This is a genomic window from Azospirillum himalayense (assembly GCF_042657465.1).
Lineage (GTDB): Bacteria > Pseudomonadota > Alphaproteobacteria > Azospirillales > Azospirillaceae > Azospirillum > Azospirillum himalayense.
In genome coordinates, this window is record NZ_JBHSLC010000060.1 from 19,543 (window position 1) to 29,546 (window position 10,004).

Below are 10,004 nucleotides of genomic sequence, written 5' to 3' on the forward strand. Positions count from 1 at the left end.
GCGGATCGCCGGGTGGGTCTTGTAGCGCTGGAACTCCTCGAACGGCGACAGGTGCGGGTTTTCGTAGTCAAGCCCGACCACGAAGCCGACCGACACCAGGTTGCCCTCCATGTGGTAGAGCCAGGAGCCGCCGTAGGTCTTGGGGTCCATCGGCCAGCCGATGGTGTGGACGATCAGGCCGGGCTGCGACTTGGCGGGATCGACCTCCCACAGCTCCTTGATGCCGATGCCGTAGGTCTGCGGGTCGGCGTCACGGCGCAGGTCGAAGCGCTCGAACAGCGTCTTGGTCAGCGAGCCGCGGCAGCCCTCGGCGAAAATGGTCTGCTTGGCGTGCAGCTCCATGCCCGGCGTGTAGTTGGCGGTCCGCTCTCCGTCCTTGCCGATGCCCATGTCGCCGGTGGCCACACCCTTGACCGCACCTCTGTCGTCGTAAAGCACCTCCGCCGCGGCGAAGCCGGGGTAGATCTCCACACCCAGCTCCTCGGCCTGCCCGGCCATCCAGCGGGCGAGGTTGCCGAGGCTGATGATGTAGTTGCCGTGATTGTGCATCTGCGGCGGGGCGAAGGGCGACTTGTAGGCCTTGGTCTCGGTGAGGAAGAGGAAGCGGTCCTCGCGGGCCGGGGTGGTTAGCGGCGCGCCCTTCTCCTTCCAGTCGGGGATCAGCTCGTCGAGCGCGTGCGGCTCGAACACCGCGCCGGAGAGCAGGTGGGCGCCGACCTCCGAGCCCTTCTCCACGACGCAGACCGACAGCTCCTGCCCGGCCTCGTTGGCGAGCTGTTTCAGGCGGATGGCCGCGCTCAGGCCCGACGGGCCGGCTCCGACGACAAGGACGTCGTACTCCATCACCTCGCGCGGATCGCGATCCATGGTCCCCATGCCTCCCGGTTGATTGAAGCGCCGGGGCCATTTCCGCAGGGTCCGGCGGCTTTCGGAACGGCGTATGCCTTTCGCACCCGCCAAAAAGGATATCTAAGCCCATGTAAGACCACAGGAGCCGTGGTAAGGTCAAACGATGATTGACCAATCCGACATCCTCGCCGCCCTGCGCTGGCACGTCGACATCGGGTGTGACGAGGCCATCGGGGACGAGCCCCTGGACTGGGCGACGCTGGCCGCCCGGCCGGCGGTGGCGCGTGCGCCGGCCGGCGCATCGGCGCTGCCGCCCGCTGCGGCACGCCCCGCGCCGGTGTCGCAGTCGGCGTTCGGGGGTCCCTCCGGCGCGTCGATGTTCGGTGCGCCCATGACGGCGGACTTGCCGCTGGGCGCCAGCGAGGCCGGGGCGAGCGCCCGCGCCCGCGCCGCCGAGGCGCGCAGCCTGGAGGAACTGGAGTCGGCGTTGCGCGCCTTCGACGGCTGCCCGCTGAAGGCGACGGCAATGAACACGGTCTTCGCCGACGGCAACCCCGCCGCGGACATCATGCTGATCGGCGAGGCGCCGGGCGAGGACGAGGACCGGCAGGGCAAGCCCTTCGTCGGGGTCAGCGGCAAGCTGCTCGACCGCATGCTGGCCCAGGTGGGACTCGACCGCAGCACGGTCTACATCAGCAACATCCTGCCCTGGCGCCCGCCCGGCAACCGGTCGCCGACCCAGGCGGAGATCGCCGCCTGCCTGCCTTTCCTGGAACGGCATGTCGAGCTGATCGGGCCGAAGGTGCTGGTGCCGCTGGGCGGCACCTCCGCCAAGACCTTGCTCAACCGGGCGGAGGGCATCACCCGCCTGCGCGGCCGCTGGTTCGACTACGCCTCCCCCGGCCTGTCCGGCCCGGTTCCGGTCCTGCCGATGCTGCACCCGGCCTATCTGCTGCGCAACCCCATCGCCAAGCGCGAGGCATGGCGCGACCTGCTGACCCTGCGCCAGCGCTTTCCGGGCTGATTCACCGCAATCGTCGTTTTTCCCCACCCCGGCCCTCCCCCGCTGCGCAGGGGAGGGCCGGGGTGGGGGGCAAACACCACAGCGATGGTTAACGCCGCCCATTTCCTAAAATGTTTCTCTTATTGCGCCTTTTCTTCCGCGCTCCTTCGAACATTCGAGATCCATAGACATTCCAAACATTGCCCAAGTACTTCGAAAGATCGGAGTGGTTTACCAAGTCGCCGCTATGCCGTTGTGCCAAACGGCACAGAAAGACCCATGACCTTGCGCCAAAAGGGTCTTCCCACCGGGCTAGGGCCATTTTTCCGCCTCCACTAAGTCGCTGAAAACCCTTGCGAACAGACAGCCTTGACCGCTGTTGGAGAATCATCTTCTTGCGATTCCCCTCCACTGCGGTTATTCGAATAACATGTTCCGGATATTGTGCAGCGCAGCAAACACCGTCTCGCTGCGGCGGAAGGTCCTGGGAATGGCGGGGGTGGCGCTGGCGCTGTGCGCGGCACCCGACCCGACGGGCGGCTATCGCCCGGCCCAGGCCGGCCTTGTGATTCACGCCCCGGATGGACGCCCCGTCGTCCCTCCGGGATTTGATCGTGCCGAGCAGACCCTGCTTCTGGCGACGGACGCCGACGCGCGCGCCGTCCAATTGACGGAAGAGGACGCCCGCCATTACCGGCGCATCTTCGCGCTCCAGGACCGCGGCGAGTGGGAAGGCGCCGACTGGGAAATCCGCCTGCTGCACGACCGCCGCCTGATGGGCCATGTGCTGCGCCAGCGCTATCTGCACCCCGACCGCAAGGCCAGCTACGACGAGCTGGCCGGCTGGCTCCAGCGCTACGGCGACCTGCCGGGCGCCGAGCGCATCCACGCCCTGGCCCAGCGCCGCGCCCCCGCCGGCCAGCAGCGCGCCCTGAAGCCGCCGCGCGCCGGCGACGGGGAACGGCTGACCGGATCGCTGGAGCGGCTGGGCGGCCTGCGCCCCGAACCGCTGCCGGAGGCCGTCTCCGACGAGGAGCAGAGCGATCCGGACAAGAGCGCCGAGGCCGCCGAGGACAAGGCCAAGCTCACCGTCGCCCCGCGCAGCCGCACCGCCAGCCGCTCCAACCACACCACCCCGTCCCGCGTGACGGATCTGCTGCGCGCCGGCAAGCCGGGGGCGGCGCTGGCCCTGCTCAATCAGGACGACTTCGGGCGCAGCCTCGATTCGGTGCAGTACGACCAAGCGCGGGCGCGCATCGCCGCCTCGCTCTATTATTCCGGCGACGTGACGCAGGCGCTGTCGCTGGCCTCGGCCAGCGCCGCCCGCTCCGGCCCGGCCCTGACGGAGGCGCATTGGATCGCCGGCCTCGCCGCCTGGCGGCTGAAGCAATATGACCGCGCGGCCCGCCACTTCACCAATCTGGCCGAGGCCGGCCCGCAATCGCCGTGGCTGGCCTCCGCCGCCGGCTTCTGGGCCGCCCGCGCCCACGCCCGCCGGGGCCGCGAGGAGCAGGCCCGCACCCATCTCGCCGCCGCGGCGCGCTACCCGCACACCTTCTACGGCCTGCTCGCCCACCGCAAGCTGGGCGGCTCGGGCGGCCTCGACTGGCGCACGCCGGAACTGACCGGGGAGCATCTGAAGGCGCTGTCCGCCCTGCCCGGCGGCACCCGCGCCATCGCCCTGATCCAGGCCGGCCAGCGCGAGGCGGCGGAGTTGGAACTGCGCCGCATCCACCCGCGCGGCGACGCGCTGGCCGAGCAGGCGCTGGTGGCGCTGGCCGATCGCGCCGGGCTGCCGGGGCTGGCGCTGCAGGTCGGCAACGCGGTCGCCGGGCCGGACGGTGCGCCCTACACGGCGGCCCTCTACCCGGTGCCGCACTGGAAGCCGCGCGACGGCTTCGCCGTGGACCGCGCGCTGGTCTTCGCGGTGATGCGGCAGGAATCGCGCTTCGACCCGAAGCTGGTCAGCTCCGCCGGGGCCACCGGCCTGATGCAGATCATGCCGGCCACCGCCCAGCACGTGCAGGAGCGCAACGCCGACATCGGCGAGGCCGACGCCGCCCGCGCGGGCCTGTTCGACCCTTCCACCAACATGGAACTCGGGCAGCGCTACATGGCGGAGCTTCTGAACAGCCAGGACATCGGCAACAACCTGTTCCTGCTGGCCGCCGCCTACAACGCCGGCCCGGGCACGCTGGCGCGCTGGCGCCGGGAGTTGTCGGACATCGGCGACGACCCGCTGCTCTTCATCGAGAGCCTGCCCTACGCCGAGACGCGGAACTACGTCGAGAAGGTCGTCGCCAACTTCTGGATCTACCGGCTGCGGCTGGGGCAGGAAATCGAATCGCTGGACGCCGTTGCGGCGGGCGGCTGGCCGGTCTATATGCCGGTGGACGTCTTCCCGGCGGCCCGGTCCACCCAGGTCGCGCAACACGCCGAATCCTCCGATGCCGAAAATTGACGAATCCCGCCCGTTCCTGCCCGTCAACATCGCCGTCATGACTGTGTCCGACACGCGCACGCTCGCCGACGACCGCTCGGGCGATGCCTTGGTGGAGCGGCTGACCGGCGCCGGCCACCGGCTGGGCGCCCGCGCCATCGTGAAGGATGACATCGCCGCGATTCGCGCCCAGGTCCAGGCCTGGATCGCCGATCCGGAGATCGATGTGGTGCTGACCACCGGCGGCACCGGCGTGACCGGCCGCGACGTGACGCCGGAGGCGGTGGAGGCCCTGTTCGACAAGCCGATCCCCGGATTCGGGGAGCTGTTCCGCCAGCTCAGCTACGCCAAGGTCGGCACCTCGACGATCCAGAGCCGGGCGACCGGCGGGGTCGCCAATGGCACTTACATCTTCGCCCTGCCGGGTTCGCCCAGCGCCTGCCGCGATGCATGGGACGACATCCTGGTCTTCCAGCTCGACAACCGGCATCGTCCCTGCAACCTCGTCGAACTGATGCCGCGCCTGCGCGAGCATCAGGTGTGACCGGCACCACCGGTCTTCACGGCGCCCTGACGCGGCTGCCGGCCTTCGCCGGCCTGCCCTCCGGGGCGCTGGAGCCGATGCCGCGCCGGGGCGTGGCGCATGACCATGTCCGGTTGGTTGGGAAGGGCCTGGTCGCCCGCGTCCCGCGCTGGAGCCAGCTCGGCCTCGACCCCCTCGCCAACCTGGAGCAGCAGGCCGCCGCCTTCCGCCGCGCCGCGCCCAGCGGCCACACGCCGGAGCTGGCCGCCGTCCTGCCGCCGGGGCCGGAGCTGCCCATGGGCGCGCTGGTGGTGACGGAGATCGTCGGGCGCCCGCCGCGCCTGCCGGACGACATGCCGGCCATCGCGCGGGCGCTCGCCGCCCTGCACGCCCTGCCCCTGCCGCCGGACGACGAGCGTGCCCCCCTGCCCGCCCCCGTCGACCCGGTGGCGGCGACCCTGGCCCAGGTGGAGCGGCAGGCAGTGTGGTTCGAACGCGCCGGGCTGGCGCCGGACGCCCTGGCCCGGCTTGGCACGGAGCTGGAGGCCGCCCGCGCTTTCCGCGGTACGGCGCCACTCCCTGTCACGCTGGTCGGCAGCGACGTCCACCCCGGCAACTTCCTGATCGACGCCGCCGGCAAGGCGTGGTTCACCGATCTGGAGAAGGCCCAGTACGGCCACCCGGCCATCGACCTCGCCCACGCCAGCCTCTACACCTCCACCATGTGGGAGCGGGAGGTCGCGGCGGTGCTGGCTCCGGACGAGGTCGCGGCGTTCCACGAAGTCTGGGAAGCGGCGGTGCCGCCCGCGCTGGCCGAGGCGGTGCGCCCGTGGCGCCAGCCCTTGCGCCGGCTGACCTGGCTGCGCACCTTGTCCTGGATGGCCCGCTGGCGGGTGGAGGGGGCGGCCCTGTCGCCGGACATGCCGAACTCGCTGGCGGCCCACATGGACGCCCACGCGATCGACGTCCTGCGTCCGGAGATCATCGGGCGGGTCGCCGCCGAATGGCGTTGAAGGCGAAGGGCGGCCGAGACATGCGATGGTTCGGGCCGCAGCGTGGTTAACCCTTGCCAGCGGTTGGTGTTAGACTGAGGAATCGAGTTTCAGGCTTTCCTGATCCGGACTCCGTAGGCGTGCAGGTGGACGCGGCATGATGACATTCCGATTTGGGCGGACCCGGTTGGGTCGGACGGCGCTCGGTGCCTTGCTCCTTTCCACGGCGGGCCTCCTGCCGGCCGGCAACGCCGTCGCCGCGGCCCCGGCGACGACGGAACGCCCGTCGCTGACCTCGGCGACCGGCAGCTATCTGGCCGGGCGCTTCGCCCAGCGCCAGGACGATTGGGCGGCCGCCGCCCTGTTCATGGCGCACGCCCTGTCCGCCGACCCCGGCGACCTGACGCTGCTGCGCCGCACCTACCTGCTGAAGCTGGGCGAGGGGCAGTTCGACGCCGCCATCGACCTCGCCAAGCGGCTGCTGGAGCAGGACAACGACCCGCAGATGGCCATCGCCCTGCTGGCCTCCGACAACCTCGCCCGCGGCAAGCTGAAGGAAGCCAAGGCCATGGCCGCGCGCATGCCCAAGGAGGGCATGGCGAAATACATCGGGCCGCTGATCGACGCTTGGCTGGCCGCCGCGGAAGGCAAGACCGACGCGGCGCTGAAGGCGCTGGAGCCGCTCTCCGCCGCCAGCGGCTTCGCCGCTTTGCACGACCTTCACGCCGGTCTGTTGCTGGAATTGGGCGGGCGCAAGGACGCCGCCGCGGAGCGCTTCGCCCGCGTGCTCGACAAGGAGACGCCGCTGCGCGTCATCCAGATCGTCGGTAGCTTCTACGAGCGCACCGGCCGCAAGGACGAGGCGCGCAAGCTGTACGAATCCTTCCGCGCCGGCAATCCCGACAGCCTGATGGTCGAGCCGGCGCTGAAGGCGCTGGACGAGGGCAAGGCCGCCGCCCCGGTGGTGTCCGACGCCAAGCAGGGGCTGGCCGAGGCCCTGTTCGACCTGGGCAGCGCCATCCATCACGAGGGGGCGGAGGAAACCGCCCTGCTGTTCGGGCGGATCGCTCTTCATCTGCGCCCCGACCTGTCGCTGGCGCGGCTGATGATCGGCGACATCATGGAAAACCGCGACCACCACGCCGACGCGCTGGTCGAGTTCCAGGCGCTGGAAAAGGACCCGGTGCTGGGCTGGACCGCGCGGCTGCGCGCCGCCGAGAGCCTCGCCCGGCTGGAGCGCACCGACGACGCCATCGCCGCTTTCTCCTCTCTGTCCGCCGAGCGTCCGGAGCGCACCGACGCGCTGATCCGGCTGGGCGACCTGTACCGCGTCGCCAAGCGTTATGGCGAGGCCGCCGACAGCTACAGCAAGGCGCTGGAGCGCATCGGCACGCCGGAGGAGCGGCATTGGGCGGTGCTCTACGCCCGCGCCATGTCCTACGACAAGGTGGACCGCTGGCCGGACGCCGAGCGCGACCTGCGGGCGGCGCTGGCTCTGAAGCCGGACGAGGCCTTCCTGCTGAACTATCTGGGCTACAGCTACGTCGACCGCGGGCTGAACCTGGAGGAGGCCAAGGGGATGATCGAGAAGGCCGTCGCCCTGCGCCCCAAGGACGGCTACATCGTCGACAGCCTGGGCTGGGCGCTCTACCGCACCGGCGATTTCGAAGGGGCGGTGGAGAAGCTGGAGCGCGCGGTGGAGCTGAAGCCGACCGACGCCACCATCAACGACCATCTGGGCGACGCCTACTGGCGCGTCGGGCGCCGCAACGAGGCCCGCTTCCAATGGACCCGCGCGCTCCGCACCGCGGAGGAGGAGCCGCAGAAGGAGGACATCCGGGCCAAGCTGGACAAGGGCCTGATCGATCCCAAGGCCGCCGAGGCCGCCACGCCCAAGGTTCAATAACGTCCGCCGCCTCCGCCCCTTGATCCCTTCGCCGTGTAAGGGATCGGGGCGGGAGACGCGGATGCTGGCCGACGACGGGTGGGGCGAGAACGAAGCGGTGGCGTACACCGTCCCGACCCAGGTCTTCGACCCCGACCCAGGTCTTCGACGCCGCCTGCTCCGTCCTGTCGAAGAACACGTCGCCCGACGCGCGAAACGGGTTCTTCGGGCACAGCCGTCACTTGGCCGACTGCTCCGAAGCCTGGGTCGGGGTCGGGGGGTTACGCTTCCGTCTGGCCCGCCTGGACAGCAGGTTAAGCCCCTCGATCAAGGCGGAGAAGGCCATCGCGGCATAGATGTAGCCCTTGGGAACATGCGCCCCGAAGCCTTCGGCGATGAGGGTTGTGCCGATCAGCAACAGGAAGCCAAGCGCCAGCATCACCACCGTCGGGTTGGCGTTGATGAAGTTCGCCAAGGGCGTGGCCGCCAACAGCATGACGGCGACGGTGACCACGACGGCGATCACCATGATGGCGACATGCTCGGTCATTCCCACGGCGGTGATGATGCTGTCGATGGAGAACACGAGGTCGAGCACCAGGATCTGGCCGATGACCGCCGCGAAACCCACCGTCGGCGCCCGGGTGTCGAACAGGTCGGGGTTGGGGTCGGGATCGACGTTGTGGTGGATCTCCTTCGTCGCCTTCCAGACCAGGAAGAGACCACCGGCGATCAGGATCAGGTCGCGCCAGGACAAGCCTTTGCCGAAGATGCTGATGACCGGTTCGGTCAACTGCACGATGACGGCGACGAAACCGAGCAGACCAAGGCGCAGCAGCATGGCCGCACCGATGCCGATCCGCCGGGCCCGCTCGCGCTGGTGTTCGGGCAGCTTGTTGGTCAGGATCGAGATGAAGATCAGGTTGTCGATCCCCAGCACGACCTCCATCGCGATCAGCGTCGCGAGCGCGGCCCAGGCGGCGGGATCGGCGGCCAGAGCCAGCAAGCCGTCCATCTGCGGATATCCTTCGGTCGGGGTGATTGAAGCGGGTGGCGCGTCCGGCGGCGGTCGACGGGCAAGATCCCGCGCATCACCCCATTGGTGACGCGCGATCCACCCGGCGGGTCCCCATATGCCTGAGGCTTCCAGCCAGGAACCGGCGATGGACCGTCAGGACGCATTCGGCCCCCTCATCGAGCATGTCGGCGCGCTCACCGGCGCGGTCGCCAATCCGGTCACGGGCGTGGCGGTCGCCGCGCTGGCGGTGCTCGTCGCCCGGCGGCAGCGCCTTCTGCTTGCCGCCGCGGCGGTCGGCGTGGCGGAGGGGGCGGTCATGGCGTTGCTGGGTGTCGCGCATGCCGGCGTCCTGTCCGGCTGCACCACGGGAGCGGCGGGCTCGGTCCTGCAAGCCCTGGCCATCTGGCCGCTCGCCCGATGCGCAAGGCGCCTCGGCCGACGCTTCGCCCGGTCGCCGGAGGGCTGAAGGCCGGGAACCGGCGTGGCAAAGAGCCGGGTCCCGGCCATGGCTCAGAGTTCCTCGTCCTCACCGAAGCCGGGATCGTCATCCCACGCCGACGCTTCGGGTTCCGCGGGCGCCTCCGGTTCCGCGGCGCTCGCCTCTCCGCCGGAAAAGGCGCTGGACAGTGCGCTGCCGATCAGCATGCCGCCGGCCACCCCCATGGCGGTCTGCATGGCGCCGGCCATGAAGCCTCCGCCGGCCCGTTGCGGCTGCTGGGCATAGGCCGCGACGCGCGGGTCGCCGTACGCCGGAGTGGCACCGGGCGCCTGCCCCCATGGCGAGGCGCCGGGACGCTGCGGCGCCGGGTCCGGCTTGGCGCCGCCGAACAGGCCGCCGAACAGGCCACCGCCGCCGGCCGCCGGGCGTTCCTGAAGCTGCCGCTCCAACTCCTGGTTCTGGTTCTGCGAGGCGGCGAGCGCCTGCTCCAGCATGACGATGGCCTGGGCCATGAGGTAGGGCGCCGCCGGCTGGCGGGCGATGGTGTCGCGGATGTGGGCTTCGGCCTGCGGGTCGCGGGGGCCGGACTGGGCCTCGGCTTGGCGCAGCTTGGCGAAGAGGTCGTCAATGATCTGGCGTTCGGTCTGGTCCATGATTGCGGTCGTGCTCTCGATGGCTGGAGGAATGTGGAGCGACCGGAGACTCTCCGTGCCGACCTCTACTCGTTGCGGTTGCCCATGAGCTGGAGGAGCATTTGGAAGAGGTTGATGAAGTTGAGGTAGAGGGAGAGGGCGCCCATGACGGCGAGCTTGGTGTTGCCCTCGTGGCCGTAGCCCTCGGCGTACTCCTCCTTGA

10 protein-coding genes are annotated in these 10,004 nt (G+C 70.3%); 6 read left to right on the forward strand and 4 right to left on the reverse strand.

All coding sequences use genetic code 11. The annotated features are described in order from the left end of the window. On the reverse strand, window positions 1–867 hold an 867-nt coding region (locus tag ACFPMG_RS23445), incomplete at its 3' end, for an NAD(P)/FAD-dependent oxidoreductase (RefSeq protein WP_376997632.1). 145 nt (window positions 868–1,012) lie between these two features. Between ACFPMG_RS23445 and ACFPMG_RS23450 the strand changes: the two genes are divergently transcribed. From ACFPMG_RS23450 to ACFPMG_RS23470, 5 genes are all read left to right on the forward strand, one after another. After that, window positions 1,013–1,873, forward strand: coding sequence for a uracil-DNA glycosylase (locus ACFPMG_RS23450; protein WP_376997633.1), 861 nt, complete (start codon window positions 1,013–1,015; stop codon window positions 1,871–1,873). A gap of 469 nt (window positions 1,874–2,342) precedes the next feature. Beyond that, a complete protein-coding gene (locus ACFPMG_RS23455) occupies window positions 2,343–4,313 on the forward strand; it encodes a lytic transglycosylase domain-containing protein (RefSeq protein WP_376997634.1) in 1,971 nt (656 codons plus the stop codon). Then, entirely contained in the window at window positions 4,300–4,836 is a 537-nt protein-coding gene (gene moaB, locus ACFPMG_RS23460) for a molybdenum cofactor biosynthesis protein B (RefSeq protein ID WP_376997635.1), read from the forward strand. The genes ACFPMG_RS23455 and moaB overlap by 14 nt, the downstream gene beginning before the upstream one ends. Beyond that, on the forward strand, window positions 4,833–5,828 hold the full coding sequence (locus tag ACFPMG_RS23465; protein WP_376997636.1) for a phosphotransferase family protein: 996 nt from the start codon (window positions 4,833–4,835) through the stop codon (window positions 5,826–5,828). Before moaB ends, ACFPMG_RS23465 begins: the two co-directional genes overlap by 4 nt. Before the next feature lie 190 nt (window positions 5,829–6,018). Further along, entirely contained in the window at window positions 6,019–7,713 is a 1,695-nt protein-coding gene (locus tag ACFPMG_RS23470) for a tetratricopeptide repeat protein (protein ID WP_376997637.1), read from the forward strand. Between the two features lie 217 nt (window positions 7,714–7,930). Here ACFPMG_RS23470 and ACFPMG_RS23475 read toward each other — a convergent pair whose 3' ends face one another. Further along, complete coding sequence (locus ACFPMG_RS23475) at window positions 7,931–8,707, reverse strand: TerC family protein (protein WP_376997638.1); 777 nt, start codon at window positions 8,705–8,707, stop codon at window positions 7,931–7,933. A gap of 118 nt (window positions 8,708–8,825) precedes the next feature. Here ACFPMG_RS23475 and ACFPMG_RS23480 point away from each other — a divergent pair, with 118 nt between their 5' ends. Further along, window positions 8,826–9,176, forward strand: a complete 351-nt coding sequence (locus tag ACFPMG_RS23480; protein ID WP_376997640.1) for a hypothetical protein — start codon at window positions 8,826–8,828, stop codon at window positions 9,174–9,176. 44 nt (window positions 9,177–9,220) lie between these two features. Here the strand turns inward: ACFPMG_RS23480 and ACFPMG_RS23485 are convergent, their stop codons facing one another. Both ACFPMG_RS23485 and ACFPMG_RS23490 read right to left on the reverse strand, forming a co-directional pair. After that, the gene (locus ACFPMG_RS23485) at window positions 9,221–9,802 is read right to left on the reverse strand and encodes a DUF2076 domain-containing protein (protein WP_376997641.1); all 582 of its coding nucleotides are present in this window, start codon (window positions 9,800–9,802) and stop codon (window positions 9,221–9,223) included. Window positions 9,803–9,867: 65 nt separating this feature from the next. Then, a partial coding sequence (locus ACFPMG_RS23490; protein ID WP_376997642.1) for a Bax inhibitor-1 family protein occupies window positions 9,868–10,004 on the reverse strand: 137 nt, incomplete at its 5' end.

What these genes read in the sequence shown, in the direction of transcription:
- ACFPMG_RS23475 (WP_376997638.1), bottom strand. Translation starts at nt 8,707, where the DNA reads ATGGACGGCTTGCTGGCTCTGGCCGCCGATCCCGCCGCCTGGGCCGCG.
- ACFPMG_RS23480 (WP_376997640.1), top strand. Translation starts at nt 8,826, where the DNA reads ATGCCTGAGGCTTCCAGCCAGGAACCGGCGATGGACCGTCAGGACGCA.
- ACFPMG_RS23485 (WP_376997641.1), bottom strand. Translation starts at nt 9,802, where the DNA reads ATGGACCAGACCGAACGCCAGATCATTGACGACCTCTTCGCCAAGCTG.
- moaB (WP_376997635.1), top strand. Translation starts at nt 4,300, where the DNA reads ATGCCGAAAATTGACGAATCCCGCCCGTTCCTGCCCGTCAACATCGCC.
- ACFPMG_RS23450 (WP_376997633.1), top strand. Translation starts at nt 1,013, where the DNA reads ATGATTGACCAATCCGACATCCTCGCCGCCCTGCGCTGGCACGTCGAC.
- ACFPMG_RS23455 (WP_376997634.1), top strand. Translation starts at nt 2,343, where the DNA reads ATGGCGGGGGTGGCGCTGGCGCTGTGCGCGGCACCCGACCCGACGGGC.